This is a genomic window from Archangium sp. (assembly GCF_036277355.1).
Classification (GTDB): Bacteria; Myxococcota; Myxococcia; order Myxococcales; family Myxococcaceae; genus Archangium.
In genome coordinates, this window is sequence record NZ_DASUNC010000174.1 from 88,127 (window position 1) to 106,905 (window position 18,779).

Annotated in this window: 13 protein-coding genes; 7 read left to right on the top strand and 6 right to left on the bottom strand. The window is 69.6% G+C overall.

What is annotated here, in order from left to right:
* The first annotated feature begins 13 nt into the window (after positions 1-13).
* Entirely contained in the window at positions 14-1,297 is a 1,284-nt protein-coding gene (locus tag VFZ09_RS44030) for a HEAT repeat domain-containing protein (RefSeq protein ID WP_329733826.1), read from the top strand.
* 103 nt (positions 1,298-1,400) lie between these two features.
* A complete protein-coding gene (locus tag VFZ09_RS44035; RefSeq protein ID WP_329733827.1) occupies positions 1,401-2,144 on the top strand; it encodes a hypothetical protein in 744 nt (247 codons plus the stop codon).
* An 8-nt stretch (positions 2,145-2,152) separates the two neighbouring features.
* Here the strand turns inward: VFZ09_RS44035 and VFZ09_RS44040 are convergent, their stop codons facing one another.
* Complete coding sequence (locus VFZ09_RS44040) at positions 2,153-2,545, bottom strand: hypothetical protein (protein ID WP_329733828.1); 393 nt, start codon at positions 2,543-2,545, stop codon at positions 2,153-2,155.
* Positions 2,546-2,576: 31 nt separating this feature from the next.
* On the bottom strand, positions 2,577-3,680 hold the full coding sequence (locus VFZ09_RS44045) for a D-TA family PLP-dependent enzyme (protein WP_329733829.1): 1,104 nt from the start codon (positions 3,678-3,680) through the stop codon (positions 2,577-2,579).
* 226 nt (positions 3,681-3,906) lie between these two features.
* On the opposite strand from VFZ09_RS44045, the gene eutB reads away from it, so the two are divergent.
* Together eutB and VFZ09_RS44055 are read left to right on the top strand one after the other, a co-directional pair.
* Positions 3,907-6,213, top strand: coding sequence for an ethanolamine ammonia-lyase subunit EutB (gene eutB / locus VFZ09_RS44050; protein WP_329733830.1), 2,307 nt, complete (start codon positions 3,907-3,909; stop codon positions 6,211-6,213).
* A 133-nt stretch (positions 6,214-6,346) separates the two neighbouring features.
* On the top strand, positions 6,347-8,248 hold the full coding sequence (locus tag VFZ09_RS44055; RefSeq protein WP_329733831.1) for a glycoside hydrolase family 88 protein: 1,902 nt from the start codon (positions 6,347-6,349) through the stop codon (positions 8,246-8,248).
* Between the two features lie 141 nt (positions 8,249-8,389).
* Here VFZ09_RS44055 and fumC read toward each other — a convergent pair whose 3' ends face one another.
* The gene (fumC, locus tag VFZ09_RS44060; RefSeq protein ID WP_329733832.1) at positions 8,390-9,787 is read right to left on the bottom strand and encodes a class II fumarate hydratase; all 1,398 of its coding nucleotides are present in this window, start codon (positions 9,785-9,787) and stop codon (positions 8,390-8,392) included.
* Positions 9,788-10,268: 481 nt separating this feature from the next.
* Between fumC and VFZ09_RS44065 the strand changes: the two genes are divergently transcribed.
* The 3 genes from VFZ09_RS44065 to VFZ09_RS44075 all read left to right on the top strand — a co-directional run bounded on the left by VFZ09_RS44065 (position 10,269) and on the right by VFZ09_RS44075 (position 16,978).
* Positions 10,269-13,445: a kelch repeat-containing protein gene (locus tag VFZ09_RS44065; protein WP_329733833.1), complete on the top strand. Its 3,177-nt coding sequence runs from the start codon at positions 10,269-10,271 to the stop codon at positions 13,443-13,445.
* Between the two features lie 74 nt (positions 13,446-13,519).
* Complete coding sequence (locus VFZ09_RS44070) at positions 13,520-16,372, top strand: kelch repeat-containing protein (RefSeq protein WP_329733834.1); 2,853 nt, start codon at positions 13,520-13,522, stop codon at positions 16,370-16,372.
* 123 nt (positions 16,373-16,495) lie between these two features.
* Positions 16,496-16,978 carry an MOSC domain-containing protein gene (locus VFZ09_RS44075; protein ID WP_329733835.1) on the top strand — a complete coding sequence of 161 codons (483 nt, stop codon included), beginning with the start codon at positions 16,496-16,498 and terminating at the stop codon, positions 16,976-16,978.
* A gap of 9 nt (positions 16,979-16,987) precedes the next feature.
* Here the strand turns inward: VFZ09_RS44075 and VFZ09_RS44080 are convergent, their stop codons facing one another.
* The 3 genes from VFZ09_RS44080 to VFZ09_RS44090 form a co-directional block, all read right to left on the bottom strand.
* Complete coding sequence (locus tag VFZ09_RS44080; protein WP_329733852.1) at positions 16,988-17,545, bottom strand: Uma2 family endonuclease; 558 nt, start codon at positions 17,543-17,545, stop codon at positions 16,988-16,990.
* A gap of 91 nt (positions 17,546-17,636) precedes the next feature.
* Positions 17,637-18,200, bottom strand: a complete 564-nt coding sequence (locus VFZ09_RS44085) for a Uma2 family endonuclease (protein ID WP_329733836.1) — start codon at positions 18,198-18,200, stop codon at positions 17,637-17,639.
* Between the two features lie 201 nt (positions 18,201-18,401).
* The gene (locus tag VFZ09_RS44090) at positions 18,402-18,767 is read right to left on the bottom strand and encodes a PspC domain-containing protein (RefSeq protein WP_329733837.1); all 366 of its coding nucleotides are present in this window, start codon (positions 18,765-18,767) and stop codon (positions 18,402-18,404) included.
* Positions 18,768-18,779 lie beyond the last annotated feature (12 nt).

An 18,779-nucleotide genomic window follows, 5' to 3' on the forward strand; every position in this document is an offset into this window, starting at 1 on the left:
CGTGGCTGACGTCATGACCAAGACCCTGCTGGACCATCCTGGCGCCGAGTCCTTCCTGCGCGAGTTCCAGGAGGAGCACCTCTCCGAGGTGGAGTTCCTCCTCCAGCAGCGCAGGCGCCTGCTCCATGGGCCCGGTGCCCGCTGGACGGATGCCGAGGAATTCGAAACCCGGCTCGCCCTCCACCTCGCGGCCATGCGCGCCTCCGCCGAGGTGGCCCTGGGCCGTGCGCGAGAAGCCGTGGCCTCCGGAGATGACGGGCAGTTCCTCGCCGGGCTCCATGTGCTGGCCTCGCTGGCTCCCGAGGAGGCCGGTATCGACGCGCTCCTCCAGACCCGGGAGGCGGCTCTCGAGGAGGTGCTGCCCACCTGGACCGAGGCGCTCGCCCTGTCGCTCCACCCCGAGGTAGCGGGGTGCTGCACCCGAGCGTTGGCGGATGGGCGCCCCCAGGTACGTGCCGCGGCCGCCGGCCTCCTGGGACACCGGAGGGAAGGCGAACCCTCCCGGCTCATGCCCCTGCTCGAGGACGAGGACGACCCCGTCCGTAGCGCCGCCGCCCTGGCCCTCGCCCGCCTGGGCCACCGGCCCGCGCTTCCCGCCCTCGAAGCCCTCCTCGCCCATTCGCCCCCCGAGCAGGCCGAGCCACTGGCTCGGGCCGCGCTGCTGCTGGGCTCACGCCGGGCGCTGACGTTCTGCCGCCAGCTCTGCAACTCCGGTCTCCCACCTCCCGAGCTCCCCCGGTTGCTCGCGTTGGCCGGGGATGCCCAGGATCTGCCCGTGTTGCGCCGGCTCGGTGCGCGCCCCTCCCTCGCCGAGGCCTCACTCGAAGCGTTGGGCTTGCTGGGGCTCTCGGCCGCCGTGCCCGAGCTGCTGTTGCACCTGGAGGCAGAGGACCCCCTGCACCGTCAGAGCGCCGCCTCGGCGCTCGGGCTCCTCAGCGGCGCGGGACCCGGGTTGAAGATTCGCGTGGCCGCCCGGGAGGACGAGGAAGAGGGCCACGAGCGGGAACAATGGAGCACCGACCCACGAGCCTGGCGTCAGTGGTGGGACGCCCATGGACACCGTTTCGAAGGGGGGCGGCGCTGGCGCCATGGCCATCCATTCACCCTCGAGGGCTGCCTGGAGGAGTTGGAAGACCCGCCCAGCCCGCTCACGGTCCGAAGCCGTGCGGCCCTGGAGCTGGTACTCCACTCCGGAAGGCCCCTGGACCTCGAGCCCGACTGGCCCGTGCGCCGCCAGCGAGCGTCCCTCACCCGGTGGCGCACTGGGAGCGGAAGGGCTGGTCCCCTCACCTGCTGAATCCCAGGAGTACGCCTCCCTGCCCGCTCTCCGTCCAGGCATGGCGCGGAGATTGGCCGGGCGCTCCACCCCACCCCACCCTGTGCAGCCGGGGGAGGTGCACATGGGACTGTTGGGTGAAACGGTGGGGCAGACGGTCGGGGCCCTGTTGTCTCCACAATTCCGTGCCATCTCGGGCCTGCGCCACGCGCGGGCCGTTCACGCCGAGGGCATCTGTCTCCAGGCCGAGGTCGTTCCCGTGAGGACCGACCCGCCCTTCCTCTCCGTGGCCAGCCGCCTCGCGGGCCCGGCGCTCGTGCGGCTCTCCACCGCCACCTGGCGGGGCGGACGCGAGTGGCCGGACATCCTCGGGGCCTCGATACGCTTCCGGCGCGACACGCGCCTCACCGAGGAGGCCTCACCCGGCGACCAGGACGTCCTCTGCGCCACCCTGCGCCATGTCTGGACGTTGGGCCCCGCCTTCCTCACCACCCGCGTCCATGACTGGCTCCAGAACGACTACTACGGCCTCGCGCCCTTCACGGTGCGGGGACTCGGGAAGACGAAGCTGCGGCTCACCTCGCAGCGCGGCCCCCGGCGATTCGGCTCCCGGGTGGCCCGGTTGCGCGACGCCATGCACGACGGCAATGCCCTCCTCACCTTCGAGGTGCTGCCCCTGGAGCATGGACTGCCGCGCACCTGGACGCCCCTCGCCGACATCTTCCTGCGCCAGGAGGTGGTGTTGGATCCGGCGCGCCTGCGCTTCAACCCCTTCCGCGATGGGCTCGGCATCCGCCCTCGCGGCTTCCTGCACGCCATGCGGCTCCCCGTCTACCGCCAGAGCCAGAAGGGCCGCGTCGAGCACTGAGCGGCGCGCTACTGCGCCTCGAGGATCATGAAGCGCTCGACGTGCACGAGCTTCTTTCCCTGCTTCACCTCGAGCCGGTACTGGCCAATCGGCCAGCCGCTGGTGGGCCGCCCGAGCGTGAAGGTCGCCGCCATCTTGTCCGCGGCCGTCACGGTGGCGGAGTCGATGACGAAGTTCTTCGGTGCGGCCTTGCCCACATCCTCGGCGATGAAGGAGCCCGTGAGCGTCGTTCCCGCCGGAGCCCGGAAGTAGAAGGTGACCTTGGGCAGACTGGCGGGCAGGACCATGCCCATGGGCTCGATGACCGCGCGCGCCTTCGCATGGGAGGGGGCAGAACCCAGGATCGCGAGGGTGGCACCGAGGGCGAGAACGGCGAACACGGACAGCTTCTGCGTCTTCATGGGGGGCTCGCTTTCGAGGAGGGGCGGGACACTATAGGACAGGAGACGGCCCCCGGCCCCGTCCCGTCACGTCCCAGTGGCCCACCACCTGCCCGCCGCGCACGGCCCACAGCTCGTCCTGCAGGTTCACCGAAACACAGACATGGTTGGGCACCACCCGCACCCGCTCGCCCACGCGCGGCCTCCACGAGGTGCGCGACAGGTCCAGCATCCCGTGCTCCTCGGACAGCGCATGCACGACCACGTCCGGCCGCTCCAGCAACGCGCCGTAGCCGCCTATCGGTAGCTCTTCCTTCGCCAGCGCCTTGGAGCCCGCGTCGATGACGGCCTGTCCCGGCACCGCCGTGCTCACCACCGTCGCCAGCACCGAGTAGGCCACCTCGTCCCAGCCACACGCGCCCATCCACGCGCTCGCCCGGTCGAAGAAGGGCGTGATGCCCGGGCGGATCTCATTCATCCCCACCACCTCGTGCGAGCGCCAGAGCGTGGGCGTGGAGCCTCCACTCACGATACCCGGCGTCAACCCCGCGGCCCCGAGCGCTTCCAGGAACGTCCCCAGCCGCCGTGACACCTCCGCGAGCGCCGGACCCTGCTCGGCCATCGGCATGCGGATGTGCCCCGGGTAGAACATCACGCCCTGGTAATCGAGCGCCTCCGTCCCGGCGACCTCGCGCGCCAGCGCCACCGCCTCCTCCGGCATCGGCACGCCCACGCGGCGCATCCCCAGGTCCAGTTCCACCAGCACGCCCACGCGGCGCTTCGCCCCGCGAGCGGCCTCGGCAAGCCCCGCCAACACCTCGCGGGAGTCCACCGCCACCGAGAGCCGCACCCGTCCGGGCAGCGCCATCAACCGCGCCAGCTTGGAAGCCCCCACCGGCGAGTAGGCCAGGAGCACGTCATCGGCCACCGTGCCCATCACCTCCGCTTCTCGCGGCGTGGCCACCGTGACGCCGGAGGCTCCGGCCTGGAGCTGCCTCGCCGCCAGCTCCGGCACCTTGTGCGTCTTCGTGTGCGGCCGCCACCGCAGCCCGTGCTCGCGCACGTACGCCGCCGCCTTCTGGAGGTTCTTCTCCAGGCGGTCCTCGTCCACCAGCGCGGCCGGGGTCTCGATGCTGTCCAGGGAAGGAAGGCTCATAAGGGCTCCGGACGGTACTCCTGAAGCCACACCGTCTCGAAGCCCCACGTGCTCACCCCTGGGCAATGTCAGACAGGGCCGTTTTGCCTCGGCGTCAGCGCTCCTGGTAAAATCTCCTCCATCCAACGCAAGGGGGACAGCCATGAAGACGATGCACCGGGTCCGGCCACGCCGTGGAACGCAGCGTAACCCCTCGCCCCCGAGTCCTCGCTGGGAACCCGTGGTGATGCGCCGCCGGATGTTCATGAAGTCGGTGATGCTCGGTGGCTCCGCGCTCGCCCTCGCCTCCTGCCGCGAGGAGCCCACACCTCCACCTCCACCCGGCGTCTACGTCCCCTCGGTGAAGAACGGAGAGAGCCTTTTCGCCTACCTGGAACGCACCCGGGGAGGCTTCGACCTGACGCTCTACAAGCAGCTCATCGGCGCGGCCAACGAGTACAAGGAAGGTGACGAGGCCGCGCACCTGGCCGCCGCGGACGACACCTCCCGCGCCAACGCGCGCCTCCTCCTGTCCAACACGCGCATCGGCGACCTGCGCGCCCACCCGCTCTTCGAGGACGGCCTCTTCACCCTCATCGAGCAGGGCGTGGACGCCTCCGCGGCGGACTCCGTGAAGGGGTGGACGATGGGCGAGCTCAAGCGCTTCCTGCTCGACCGGGACGAGGCGGAGATCAAGTCCATCATGTCCGGGCTGAGCAGCGACATCATCGGCTGCATCGTGAAGCTGATGAGCAACGAGGAGCTCATCTCCGTGGGCAGCAGGGTCTTCAACCCGCTGCCCGGCAGCCGGATCGGCTCCCAGGGCTACCTGGGCGCGCGCATCCAGCCCAACTCGCCCACGGACCACCCGGATGACATCCGCTGGCAGGTCTTCAACGGCTGGGCCTTCGCCGTGGGCGACGTGGTGCTCGGCACCAACCCCGTCTCCAGCGAGGTGGCCTCGGTGCGCACCGTGGAGAACACGCTCCGGGATACCCTGGAGACGTTCGGCATCGCGGACGTGATGCCCCACTGCGTGCTGGCCCACATCGACATCCAGGCCGAGGTGGAGAAGCTCGAGCCCGGCTCCACCGCGCTCTGGTTCCAGAGCCTCGGCGGCACCGAGGGCGCCAACCAGACGTTCGACGTCACCCTCCCCAAGATGCTCGGGCACGCGGCCGCGCGCACCGGCAAGTACGGCCTCTACTTCGAGACGGGCCAGGGCGCCGATGGCACCAACGGCCATGGCAACGGCTTCGACATGGTGGTGCACGAGTCGCGCAAGTACGGCTTCGCCCGCGTACTCCAGCAGCGCGTGGCCCAGGCCCAGCTCGGCGCTGGCAGGCCCGCCGCTCCCTGGGTGCACCTCAACGACGTGGCCGGCTTCATCGGCCCCGAGGTGTTCCGCACCCGCGAGCAGCTCGTGCGCTGCTGCCTCGAGGACATCGTCATGGGCAAGCTGCACGGGCTCACGCTCGGCCTGGACGTCTGCTCCACGCTGCACATGGAGGTCAACCTGGATGACCTCGACTGGTGCCTGGAGCAGATCATGCCCGCCAACCCCGCCTACCTCATGGCGCTGCCCACCAAGAATGATCCGATGCTCAGCTACCTGACCACGGCGTTCCAGGACCACGTCCGCATCCGCGAGCGCTTCGGCTACAAGGTGGATGACCGGATGTGGGCCTTCTTCCAGGAGCTCGGCGTGCTCGACGCGCACGGCGCGCCCACCGAGCACTTCGGCGACCCCACCTGGGTGTACCTGCAATACCGGCGGCGCAAGGGCGACACGCGCCCGGACGCGGAGGTGCTCGCCGAGGCCCGGAAGCAGATGGCCGAGGTGCGCCAGCGCGGCGTGTGGCTCGCCGAGGGCCATGGCGCCCGGTTGTGGGACCTGAACCCCGACCTGGACCGGGAGATCCGCTACCTCTACGACGACGCGAAGAAGAGCATCCACGCCGAGCTGCCCGACACCTTCGCGAGCACGATGGCCGGCGCCGTCTCCGTGGTCACCGGCTCCAAGGACCGCCAGGACTACATCCTCCACCCGCCCACGGGCGAGCAGCTCACCGCCGAGGCCGTGGAGGCCCTGCGCCGCCTGCGGGACACGCACGCGGGCCAGTACGACGTGCAGCTCGTCATCTCCGATGGGCTCAACGCCTACGCGCTCACGGACGAGGGACACCTCGCGCCGTACCTGGAGCGGGTGCGCACGGAGCTGGCGGCCGCGGGCTACAAGGTGGCGCCCCAGCCCATCGTGGTCCGCTCGGGACGCGTGCGCGCCGGCTACCACATCGGCGAGGTGCTGTACGGCTCGCTGCCGGAGGCGGACTCGCACCGGGCCATCCTGCACCTCATCGGCGAGCGGCCCGGCTCGGGGCACCACGCCTACTCCGTCTACATCACCGCGCCCCCGGTGAGCACCTGGTCCCGCGAGGGCGAGGTGGACCACGACATCACCCGCGTGGTGTCCGGCATCGCCGACACGGCCCTGTCCCCCTCCACCGCCGCGGTGGACACGGTGAGGATCCTCCAGCGGCTCACCTCCGCATGAGGTGATACCGGGAAGCCCCTCCCTGCCGGCGAGAAGCGTCGAGGCATGGACGCATCCCTGCCACGCGAGGCCATTGGCCTCTCCCCCCACCCACCCCATCTTCCCTGGACCACAGGACACAGGGAGGGTGGGCATGGTGGAGAGTGGAATCAGGGAAAAAGCTTTCTCATGGTGGCTCGCGGGTTTCCTCTGCGTGTTCGCGGCGGCGCCCGCTCTCGCCTTCGATGACGCCACGGCGGACCGCGTCCTGCAGCACGCCCAACAGAAGCTGCGGGCCACGGCCACCCATCCGGCGATCCCCACGAACCAGTATCCCAAGGCCACCACCAACGGGCCGTGGAGACTCGTCCCCAACACCGCCAACCTCGACTGGGTCCAGGGCTTCTTCCCGGGCCAGCTCTGGCTCATGTACGAGCCCACGAGAGACCCTTTCTGGCGCTCGCGGGCGGACGCCTGGACGCGCAACCTGGAGATCCAGAAGAGCAACCCCGACATCCGGCAGATCACCCATGACCTGGGCTTCAAGTTCATGAGCAGCTTCGGCCAGGGGTACCGGCTGACGGGAGATGACTACTACCGGCAGGTGATGTTGACGGCCGCGACCTCGCTGGCCCGGCGCTACAACGCCACGGTGGGCGTCATCGACTGCTGCGATTGGAATGACGGCGTCTGGCACGTGCCCATGGTGACGGACACGATGATGGACCTGGAGCTGCTCTTCTGGGGCGCCCGGAATGGAGGCAATGCCGCGTGGAACGACATGGCGCTGCGCCATGCCGTGAGGACGCTGACGGACATGGTCCGCGCGGATGGCAGCACCTTCCACGTGGTGGACTACAACACCTCGGGCGGCATCCTCTCGCGAGGCACGTACCAGGGCTACTCCAACAGCTCCACCTGGGCCCGGGGACAGGCGTGGGCCATCTACGGCTTCACCATGGCGTACCGGTACACGCGGGACGCGCGCATGCTGCAGGGCGCCCAGCGGACCGCCGAGTACTACCTGTCCCACCTGCCCGCGGACGCCATCCCCAACTGGGACTTCAACGCGCCGCAGGACCAGCAGCAGAAGGACTCCTCGGCCGCCGCCATCGCCGCCTCGGCGCTCCTGGAGTTGAGCCGGTACGTCAGCGACCCGGCCGTGGCCCAGCGCTACCGGAGCGCGGCCCTGGCCATGCTCGACACCCTCAGCTCGCCGGCCTACCTCACCCCCGCCGCCAGCGACAGCCCGGGCATCCTGCTGCACGGGGTCGCCTTCTACCGGACGGCCATCAACCCGCAGGGCGATGACATCGACAAGAGCCTCATCTACGGGGACTACTACTTCGTCGAGGCGGTGAGCCGCTTCAAGCGGTGGAACGCGGGCGGCTGGCTCTCGACGCTCGGCTTCCCCGGGAGCCTGCATGACCTGGGGACTGGCAACACCGGCGTGCGCGTGGTCGAGTTCGACGTGACGCCGCTCGGCAAGTTCATCGACGCCGTCATCGGCTACGCGGACACGTCCACCTCCGTCACCAGCTACGCCAGTCTGGCCATGCTCATCCGCCTGAACCCGAGCGGCTTCTTCGACGTGCGCCGGGGCGGGGACTACGCCGCGCTCGCCAGCGTGCCCTACGAGGCCAACGCCACCTACCACGTGCGCATGCGGACGGACCTGGGCGCCAGGACGTACAGCGTCTGGGTGACACCGCCCGGAGGCGGCGAGGTGCTCCTGGCCGACCGCTTCGCCTTCCGCTCCGACGCGCCCGCCACCGATGACCTCGGCAAGGTGTCCCTCAAGAGCGGACACTTCGATGATGAGATCCGGGTGCGCAACCACGGCGTGAGGGCCGAGAGCACTCCCGCGACGCCCGACGCCCCGGGGATCCCGGAGCCGGAGTCGCCGGAGCAGATTCCTCCCCCCGACGAGCCCGGGTCCGACGACGGCATCCTGGGCTGCACCACGGCCGCTGGCACTCCGTTCGCGGCCGCCGCACTGCTGCTCGCGGGGTGGAGGGCGGGCCGCCGCCGGCGCCGGTCATCGTCCGGGCGCTAACGCGGAGCCAGGCTGGCCTTCCCCGTCTTCAACGGCGTGTGCCCCAGCGCGAACAGCCGCTGTACCAGCAGGTCATGGCCTCTCGAGAGCGTGCCGGTTCCCTCACACCGTCATCCTCGACGTGCCGTGGGGCCGGTGAACCTACAGGTTGCCGGTCATCTTCTCCGGGCGCACCCACTGGTCGAACTGCTCGGCGGTGAGCAGGCCCAGCTCCACCGCGACCTCCTTGAGTGTCTTGCCCTCCTTGTGCGCCTTCTTGGCGATCTTCGCCGCGTTGTCGTAGCCGATGTGCGGGTTGAGCGCGGTGACGAGCATCAGCGAGCGCTCCAGGTTCTCCTTGAGGCGGGGCAGGTTCGGTTCAATCCCCACCGCGGCGTGGAGCCGGAAGCTGCGCATGCCGTCCGCCAGCAGCCGGCAGCTCTGCAGGAAGTTGTGGGCGAGCAGCGGCTTGAAGACGTTCAGCTCGAAGTTGCCGGAGGCGCCGCCCAGGGAGATGGCCACGTCGTTGCCCATCACCTGCGCGCACAGCATGGTGAGCGCCTCCGACTGCGTGGGGTTCACCTTGCCCGGCATGATGGAGCTGCCCGGCTCGTTCTCCGGGATGGTGATCTCCCCGATGCCCGAGCGCGGCCCCGATGCCAGCCAGCGCACGTCGTTGGCGATCTTGAAGAGCGCGGCGGCCAGGCCCTTGAGCGCGCCATGGGCGTGCACCAGCGCGTCATTGGCCGCGAGCGCCTCGAACTTGTTGGGCGCGGTGACGAAGGGATGGCCCGTGAGGCGCGCGAGCTCCTGGGCCACGCGCTCGGCGAAGCCCTTGGGCGCGTTGAGGCCCGTGCCCACCGCGGTGCCACCGAGCGCCAGCTCGGACAGGTGCGGCAGGGACAGCTCGATGTGCCGGCGCGCATGCTCGAGCTGCGCCACGTAGCCGCTGAACTCCTGGCCCAGCGTCAACGGCGTGGCGTCCTGCAGGTGCGTGCGGCCGATCTTCACGATGTCCCGGAACTTCTCCGAGCGCTCCGCGAGCACGTCCCGCAGCGCCAGCAGCTCGGGCAGGACGTTGCGCACCACGGCCTCCGCCGCGGCCACGCTCATGGCGGTGGGGAAGACGTCGTTGGAGCTCTGCCCCTTGTTGACGTCGTCATTGGGGTGCACCTCGCGCTTCTCGCCGCGCTCGCCCCCGAGCAGCTCCGAGGCGCGGTTGGCCAGCACCTCGTTGACGTTCATGTTCGTCTGGGTGCCGCTGCCCGTCTGCCACACCAGCAGTGGGAATTCCTCGTCGTGCTGGCCGTCGAGCACCTCGTTGGCGGCCTTCACGATGGCCTCGCCCTTGTCCCCGGGCAGGGTGCCGTTCTCCATGTTGACGATGGCCGCCGCCTTCTTCACCAGCACCAGGGCGCGGATGAGGGCCGTTGGCATGCGCTCGGTGGAGATGGCGAAGTTCTGCCGGCTGCGCTGCGTCTGCGCGCCCCACAGGCGATCGGCTGGGACCTCGATGGGACCGAACGTGTCCTTCTCGATGCGGACGTTCTGGTTGCTCACGTGGCTGCCTCCTCGGAGGAAGCCGGTGCGATAACACGGGCCCAGCCTCCCCGCCCCCGTGAGCCTCCGCATCCGTTTTACGGTGGGACGAGGCCCGGGATAGGATTCTGGAAGTGAACACTCGGCGCTTCCCGTGCGCGTCTTGCCCCAGGGCCAGCGCCTCGAAAGGCACCGCACATACCGTCACCGCGCCTCTGTGATCGGGCTCACCTCATCCGAGTGGGCCCGGCTACAGCCCGGACGAGAGCATTTCTGTACTTCATGCATGGTCACGACGCGAACGTGAACGGCCTTCCGTGAATGAGCCTGCTGGGGGGTCGCGGTGCCGGATTTCAGAATCATCCAGGTGGAACGAGGAGGTCTGGTCATGGGCAGTCTGATGAAGAGGCGCGAACCTGCGCTGACCGCTGGAGTGCCGATACTGCTGCTGCTGGTCTGGGTAGGGTTGGGCTGCAGCGTGCCTCCAGGGCTGGAGGCTGCAATGGAGCGCCTGAGGGTGGGGCGGATGGACCCGCTCACGGCGGGGTACACGTGGAGTTACACGGGCTCCATGGCCACGGAGCGCAACGGACACACGGCGACACTGTTGCCCGATGGCAAGGTCCTGATTGCCGGCGGCGCCAACGGTACACTGGTGACCAGCGCGGAGGTGTACGACCCGGGCACGGGGGTGTGGAGCCCGACAGGCTCTCTGGCCGAGGGCCGCATTGGGCACACGGTGACACTGTTGCCCGATGGCAAGGTCCTGGTCGCCGGAGGCAGCGGCTCCAGTGGCAATCTCTCCGGCGCGGAGGTGTACGACCCGGGCACGGGTATGTGGAGCCCGACGGGCTCTCTGGCCATGGCCCGCCGCCAGCACACGGCGACGCTGTTGCCCGATGGCAAGGTCCTGGTCACCGGAGGCAACGGCTCCGGTGGCACTCCCTCCAGCGCGGAGGTGTACAACCCGGGCACGGGGGTGTGGAGCCCGACGGGCTCTCTGGCCGGGGGCCGCTTCTCGCACACGGCGACCCTGTTGCTCAATGGCAAGGTCCTGGTCGCCGGAGGCGAAAGCTCCAGTGGCAATCTCTCCGGCGCGGAGGTGTACGACCCGGCCACGGGGGCATGGAGCTCCACGGGCTCTCTGAGCATGGCCCGCCGCTGGCACAATGCGACGCTGTTGCCCAATGGCGAGCTGCTGGTCACCGGAGGCTTCGGCTCCAGTGGCACCGACTCCAGCGCGGAGGTGTACGACCCCGGTACGGGGGCGTGGAGCACCACGAGCCCTCTGCTCATTGGCCGCGGCTTTCATACAGCCACACTGTTGCCCTCCGGCATGGTGCTGGTCACAGGCAGCACTAGCATCAGCACCAACGCGGAGCTATATGGACCCCCAGGCATCTCGCGCCCGACAGGACCACTGGCCGAAGCCCGTACGGCCTCCATGGCGGTGCTCCTGCCCAAGGGGCAGGTGCTGGTGGCTGGGGGCTCGGGTTCCAGCGGCTCCCTGGCCAGCGTGGAAATCCTCGACACCAGCACCGGTCAACGGACGACCACGGACCCCATGAGCACGTCCCGTGCCTCCTCCACGGCCACGCTGCTGCTCACGGGCGAGGTGCTGGTCGCCGGCGGCCTGGGCCAGGCCGGCAGCGGCCTGTGGACCCTGAGCACGGACCAAGCGCTCTCGAGCGCCGAGCTGTTCAACCCGGAGACGCAGACCTGGCGCCCCACCGGTCCGCTCAACGAGGCCCGCCACTCCCACTCCGCGCTCCTGTTGTCCACCGGCGAGGTGCTGGTCGCCGGCGGCGTGGACAGCCAGGGCCAGCGCCTCTCCAGCGTGGAGTTGTACGACCCCGCCAAGGGCACCTGGCGCATGTCGAGCCCCATGCTCACGAGCCGCCAGAGCCCCATGGTCGTCCAGCTCCCCACGGGTGAGGTGCTGGTCGCCGGCGGCCTCGATGCTCGAGGCCACCCCCTCGCCAGCGTGGAGCTGTATGACCCGGGGAACGGGAAGTGGACCGAAGCGACCGCGATGAACGCGGCCCGCGCCTCCTCCACCGCGGCGCTGCTGTACACGGGCGAGGTGCTGGTCGCCGGTGGCACGGATGGGAGCCAGGTGCTCTCCAGCACCGAGGTGTACGACCCGGGGGAGCGGACATGGACCGAAGTGGGCAAGCTGAACACGGCCCGCCAGTCCCACGCGGCGCACCTGATGCCCACCGGCAGGGTGCTGGTGCTTGGCGGCTCGAGTGGGAAAAGCCCCCTGGATGGCGTGGAGGTGTATGACCCGAAGCATAGAGAATGGCAGGTCAGTACCAGGCTGAGCACGCCTGGTGAGGACTCCACGACGGTGCTGCTGCCCACGGGGACGTTGTTGGTGATCGCGGGCACGAACGAGCACGGCCCCATGTCCAAGACCGAGCTGCATGACGAGGTGCAGGGGAGCACGCGCCCCATCGTCAGACCGCTGCTTCCCCAGAAGCCCGGTGCAAGTCTCGCCTTGGCGGGGAGCGGCTTCAGAGGTGGCAGTGGTGATTCCGGCATCGTCCGCCTGCTGATCAAGCCACGAGGAGAGCTGAGGGACCTGCCGACGCAGGAGCTCTCGGACACCTCCGTACAGGTAACCCTGACCGATGTGCCGGATGGCTATCACCTGCTCTTCGTCGTGGCGGATGACATGTCCGGAGGCCAGGTGGTGCATGTGGACGGGACGCCGCCGGAAGCGCCCGCGGTGACGGAGCCGTCAGCATTCGTCGGTACGCCCCAGCCCAAGATTGCTGGCACAGCAGAGCCGCGCAGCACCGTCGAGGTGTTCCTGGACGGGCAACCGGAGGGCACGGCGACCGCGAACTTCCGGGGGAACTGGAGCTTGGTGCTGGCCACCACCCTCGAGGAGCGGACGTACCACCTCACCGCCCGGGCCACGGATGAGGCCGGCAACTCCAGCCCGCTCTCCGAGGCCCGCAGCCTCACCTTGGACCAGAAAGCGCCACGGGCGCCCGAAGTGCTCACACCCGGCGAATGGGTCAATGACCGCAAGCCCACCGCGAGTGGCACCTCGGAGAAAGGCAGCACGGTGACGGTGTATGTGGATGGGAAGAAAGCAGGCAGTACCACCGTGGACCTGGATGGGCGCTGGAGTCACACCCTTCCCGAAGAGCTGAAGCTGACGGACGGGAGGCACACGGTCTCGGCGACCGCCACGGATGAGGCAGGCAACGTCAGCAAGTACTCCACGCCGCGCGACTTCACCGTGGACACGCAGCCCCCCCCGGCGCCCGAGGTGCTGACGCCCCAAGAGGGGAGCACGGTTGCCACCCGCCCGCCGGTCTTCAGCGGGAAGGCGGAGCAAGGCAGCACGGTGACCGTGCTCTTGAATGATGGGGAAGCGGGTACCACCACCGCGGATTCGGAAGGAAACTGGAGCGTCACCCAGCGCACGGAGCTGGAAGATGGGGAGTACACGGTCTCGGTGAACACCACAGACGCGGCAGGCAACACCAGCGAGGCCACGGTGCTCCGCATCACCGTGAGCAGCGCCTCCGGCCTGGACGACTTCATCATTGTCGGCGGCGGAGGTTTCGGCTGCACGGCGGGCCCGGGACAGGCCCCTCCGTGGCCGCTGGGTCTGACACTCCTGGGGTGGCTGCTCGCCCGCCGCCGTCCTGCTCGAGCGTGAGGGAGCACATGAAGCGCATGAAGATACACAGTGGACCGCGGACAGCCCCTCGTCGCGGAGGGCTTCTCCTCCTGGTGTGCGTGTGGCTGGGCTGCGGCCTGCCAGAGCGCTCGAAGCACGAGGGCTGGCAAGCGGCGGAGCCGGGCATGGGGCGGAGCGCGCTCGCGGGCTCCAGCGAGGCGGGGGCGGGCTGGAGCAACGGCCCCGAGCTGGGCTCCATCCGCTCCAACCACACGGCCACGCTGCTGCCCTCGGGCAAGGTGTTGATCGCCGGGGGGTACGGTGCCACTGCGGGCCTCCTCAACAGCTCGGAGCTGCTCGACCCGATGACCGGCGCGAGGGAGGGGACCGGCTCGATGCGCCACGCCCGCCAGAGGCACACGGCCACGCTGCTGACCACGGGCCAGGTACTGGTGACGGGAGGGATGGACTCCGATGGCAACCCCCTCGCGAGCGCCGAGGTGTACGACCCGGTGGAGAAGACCTGGAGCGAGGCGAGTCCGATGGACCAGGCTCGCTTCGGGCATACAGCGACGCTGCTGCCCTCCGGCAAGGTCCTGGTCGCCGGGGGCACCGCGGATGGCAGCAATGCGCTCACTCTCGCGCGGGTGTACGACCCGAAGGACAAGACCTGGAGCGGTGTGGATCCGATGACCCATGCCCGCTCCGGTCATACGGCGACGCTGCTGCCCTCCGGCAAGGTCCTGGCAGCCGGGGGAGCATCCGCGGAGCTCAAGGAGGTCGAGGAGTTCGATCCAACGAGTGGGACGTGGAAGCCACGCGGCGAGCTGCACATCAACCGCTCCGGGCACACGGCGACGCTCCTGCTGCCCTCCGGCGAGGTCCTGATCACCGGGGGCACCTCGGATGGCGGCAGCGGCCTCGACTCGGTGGAGGTGTATGAGCCGGACGAGGGCACCTGGAGACAGAGCGGGCACTCGATGGGCCAGGCCCGCGTGGAGCACACGGCGACGCGGTTGCCCTCCGGCAAGGTGCTGGTGGCTGGAGGCCGCGCCGGGCCGTCGCCGGACAGTGTCCTTTCCAGCGTGGAGGTCTACGATCCGTGGGATGGGAGCTGGAGCCCCGGCCTCCGCCTGAGCAAAGGCTCCTTTCAGCACGCGGCGACGCTGTTGCCCTCCGGCAAGGTCATGGTCACCGGAGGAGTCGGAATCCAGGGCCTCGATAGGACGGAGGTATACGATCCAGGGCCTGGGGACTGGCGGGAGGGGCCACAACTGTCCATGGCCCGTTCTGGCCATACAGTAACGCTGTTGCCCTCCGGCGAGGTGCTGGTCGCCGGCGGCACCTTGGACGGAAGCAGCCCCCTCCGCGAGGCCGAGCTGTATGATCCGGTGAGCGGCACATGGAAATGCACGGGGCCCCTGGGCACCGCCCGCTTCAACCATACGGCGACGCTGCTGCCCTCCGGCCGGGTGTTGGTGGCCGGAGGACGCAAGGACGCGAACAGTCCCCTCGACAGCGCCGAGCTGTATGATCCGGCGAGCGGCTCGTGGCGCCCCACCACCATGTCCCTGGGCACCGCCCGCTTCAACCATACGGCGACGCTGCTGCCCTCCGGCCGGGTGCTGGTGGCCGGAGGACGCAAGGGCGCGAGCAGCCCCCTCGATAGCGCCGAGCTGTATGAGCCGGTGAGCGGCTCGTGGCTCCCCACCGTGTCCCTGGGCACCGCGCGCTCCGAGCATACGGCGACCCTGCTGTACTCCGGCGAGGTCCTGGTGGCCGGAGGACGCAAGGGCGCGAGCAGCCCTCTCGACAGCACCGAGCTGTATGAGCCCGCGAGCGGCTCGTGGCGCCCTACCGCGCTGGGGCTGGGCACCGCGCGCTCCGAGCATACGGCGACGCTGCTGCCCTCCGGCCTGGTGCTGGTCACGGGAGGCCGGAATCAAGACCCCCCGCTGCGCGGCGCGGAGCTCTACGACCCGCGGGAGAGCACCTGGTCTCAGCACCCCACGCTCCTGGCCCACTCGCGCTACGCCCATACCGCCACGCTGCTGCCCTCCGGCCTGGTCCTGATCGCCGGGGGGACACAAGGGCTCGAGTCCCTCGCCAGCGTGGAAGTGTATGACCCGGCACTGGGCGTATCCAACCTCGCGAGCGCCCTGACCACCTCGCGCTCCGAGCACACGGCAACCCTGCTGCCCTCCGGCCAGGTGTTGCTCGCCGGAGGCGTGAATGGCACCCAGCGCTTGGCCAGCGCCCAGGTGTACACCGGGACGGTGGCTCTCGCGGACAAGGCCTCACGCCCTGAAATCCACGCGCTCTCCGCCAAGAAGCCGGGCACACAGCTCGATTTCACCGGGCGCCGCTTGCTCAACCCTTCCACGCTCCCCCTGCTCAGCCTGACAGCGGTGGAAGGCGGAGCGCGGACACCCATCGACCGATGGATCTCGGCCTCGGACACCGGGTTCGCCGTCACCCTGCCAACCGTGCCGACGGGCTACTACGTCCTCTCCGTCATGCTCCCTGGCACCTCCGGTGGGCAGCTCCTCCTCGTGGATGGAACGCCGCCGGATGCCCCGCAGGTGACGAAGCCATTCCAGAAGCAGGTGTTCTTCACCACCTCGACACCGGAGATCGTCGGCACCGCGGAACCGGGCAGCACGGTGGCGGTGATGCTGGATGGGGCAGAGCCCGAGGAGGTGCCAGCGGATGCTGTCACGGGCGCATGGAGCTACACGCCCCAAAAGCCGCTGGAGCCTGGGACTCACACGCTCTCCGTCACCGCCAGGGATCAGGTTGGCAACGTCAGTAGCGAGTCCCCCACGGTTGACTTCCGCCTCGACGTCCCCAGGAGCCATTACGGCTGGAGCTGTGCCACGGTCCCCGCGCTCCCGGCCAGCTGCGTCTGGCTCGTGGTGACCTTGTGGCTCAGGCGCCGCAGCAGGTGCTCGATGCGGACGCCCTGATTGCTCACGGGGTTGTCTCCTCGGCGGGAGCCGGTGCGATACCACGGGCCCGGCTGCCCCGAGCCCCCGCGCGTCTGCGCATCCGTCTTGCGGTGGGACGTGACGCTGGACAGGATTCAGGGTGTGGAGACTCCCGCCTGCACCATCCGCGCCCTGCTCCTCGCCCAGGAGCGGGGCACCCCCATGAAGCGCGTCCCCGAGGCCCAGGCCGTGGAGGGCCGGGGCTTCGTGGGCGACCGCCATGGAAAGAAGAAACCCAACGGGAAGCGGCAGCTCCTGCTGCTCGACGAAGCCTCCCATGTCGCGTTGCGGCTCGGGCCAGGCGAGTTGAAGGAGAACGTGGTCATCTCCGGGTTACCGCTGGAGTCCCTACCACCAGGGCAGCGTCTGGCGCTCGGCGCCGAGGTGGTGGTGGAGTTGACCGAGCCCTGCGTACCCTGCTCGAAGCTCGAGCGCATCCGCCCGGGCCTGCTCAAGGAGTCCTGGGGGCAGCGGGGCCAGCTGGCCAGGGTGTTGCGCGGAGGCACGGTGCGCGAGGGAGACGGCGTGCGCCTGCTCGACATCAACCCGGACGTGCCCCGCCCCATCCGCCCCAAGCTGCCCTGATCAACGCCTCTAGAGGCGGCCCAGCTCCAGGGCCAACGCCTCGAAGGGCTCGGCCCGCACCGCCACCTCTCCCACGTGCTTGCCCAGCATCGACCAACCGCCGCTCTCCCGCCGGAACACCTCCAGGGACCGGGCAGACGGATCCACGAGCCACAAGTGCTTCACCCCCTCACGGGCGTACGAGCCCATCTTCCAGTTCCGGTCGAGCGCGGCCGTGGAGGGAGAGAGCACCTCGCAGACCCAGTCCGGAGCGAGCGTGATTCCCACATCGTCTGGGAGCGTGGGCATGCGCTCGCGGCGCCATCCGGCCAGGTCCGGAACCAGGACCTCGTTCCCCAGATGCAATTCGGGCTCGACGAGGAGGACCCACCCTCCGGGTCCCTCCTCTCCCGGATCCTGGTCGAATGGACCCAGGGCATTGCAGAGCCGGAAGGCCGCCCGGGCGTGCCTGGGCCTCGGCCGGGGGCTCACATACAGCTCACCGCCGATGATTTCGCCCACGGCATTGGGCGGGAGTTCCTCCAGGTCCGCGTATGTCGCTTCACACCGGGGCGGCTTGTCGGCCATGGAGGCAGCATGTGACCCGGCTCCAGCCGTATCAAGCCGGGGTGGTGGCTGCTTGCCCTCCGGCAGCTTCTCGGGAATTCGTCTGGCCATGTCAACGCTCCCAGAGCGCACCCAACTCCAGGGCCAGCGCCTCGAACGGCTCCACGTGCACCGTCACCCCTCCAGCGTGCGTGCCCAGCAGTGACCAACGTCCGTTCTCCAGAAGATGGACCTCCAGCGTCTGGAGCAGGGGATCCACGAGCCAGAAGTGCCTCACGCCTTCGCGGGCATACACGGCCATCTTTCGAGATCGATCGAGCCTGGCCGTGGAGGGAGAGAGCACCTCACAAGCCCAGTCCGGTGCCAGCGTGAAGGCCGTTGTGTCCGGCATCTCCGGCATCCGCTCCCGGCGCCAGCCCGCCAGGTCGGGCACCAGCACGTCCTCGCCCAGGTGAAGCTCCGGCTCGTCCAGGATGACCCAGCCCCCGGGCCCACCCCGTCCCCGGATGAACGGCCCCGAGAGCTCCCCGCCCAGCAGCGAAGCCGCCCAGGCATGCGGCGAAGCAGGCCGCGGGCTCGCGTACAGCTCGCCCCCGACAATCTCACCCACGAGGTTGGGTGGAAGCTTCTCCAGCTCCGCATACAGCGCATCCCGGCGCGACCGCTCGTCGCTCATACCCACAGGATGCAGTTTCACCTCGACGGCCGCAAGCCGCCCTCCCCACTCTCCACCGTTCTCCGGATTCATGCGGCCAGGATGCACCTGACCTCTGACATCCTGTCGCCGACCCTCACCCCAACCCTCTCCCAGAGGGAGAGGGAGCACCTCGGGAGAGGGGGGACACCTCGCTTTTACAAAATTACCAACGCCAGGCCTTCAGACGCGGCGCTCCATCCGCGGCTCCTCCACCGGCGCGCCCCCCACCCGCCCCACGAAGCCCATCACCCGCTGCACCGGCGCCTTCCCCATCACCGACGGCGGCGTGAGCGCCCACAGCAGCAGGTAGAACCCCAGCGCGGCCCCGCCCGTCATCACCAGCGCCAGCACGAAGGCCACCCGCACCAGCGCCACCTCCAGGCCCAGCAGCCTCGCCAGCGCCAGACACACCCCCGCCACCACCCTCCCGTGTCCCCCTCGGTGCATCGGCTCGCCCGTCGCCTGCCGCTCCCGGCAGTGCGGGCACTTCGTGGCATCCGCCCGGATGTCCATCCTGCACGCCACGCACTGCTTCGTCTCTTCCATGATGGCTCCGCT

Bases quoted from the DNA above. Each gene is read 5' to 3' on its own strand.
- VFZ09_RS44055 (WP_329733831.1), top strand. From the start codon at position 6,347: ATGGTGGAGAGTGGAATCAGGGAAAAAGCTTTCTCATGGTGGCTCGCG.
- VFZ09_RS44080 (WP_329733852.1), bottom strand. From the start codon at position 17,545: ATGGCCGACAAGCCGCCCCGGTGTGAAGCGACATACGCGGACCTGGAG.
- VFZ09_RS44040 (WP_329733828.1), bottom strand. From the start codon at position 2,545: ATGAAGACGCAGAAGCTGTCCGTGTTCGCCGTTCTCGCCCTCGGTGCC.
- VFZ09_RS44065 (WP_329733833.1), top strand. From the start codon at position 10,269: ATGGAGCGCCTGAGGGTGGGGCGGATGGACCCGCTCACGGCGGGGTAC.
- eutB (WP_329733830.1), top strand. From the start codon at position 3,907: ATGCGCCGCCGGATGTTCATGAAGTCGGTGATGCTCGGTGGCTCCGCG.
- VFZ09_RS44090 (WP_329733837.1), bottom strand. From the start codon at position 18,767: ATGGAAGAGACGAAGCAGTGCGTGGCGTGCAGGATGGACATCCGGGCG.
- VFZ09_RS44035 (WP_329733827.1), top strand. From the start codon at position 1,401: ATGGGACTGTTGGGTGAAACGGTGGGGCAGACGGTCGGGGCCCTGTTG.
- VFZ09_RS44045 (WP_329733829.1), bottom strand. From the start codon at position 3,680: ATGAGCCTTCCTTCCCTGGACAGCATCGAGACCCCGGCCGCGCTGGTG.
- VFZ09_RS44085 (WP_329733836.1), bottom strand. From the start codon at position 18,200: ATGAGCGACGAGCGGTCGCGCCGGGATGCGCTGTATGCGGAGCTGGAG.
- VFZ09_RS44030 (WP_329733826.1), top strand. From the start codon at position 14: ATGACCAAGACCCTGCTGGACCATCCTGGCGCCGAGTCCTTCCTGCGC.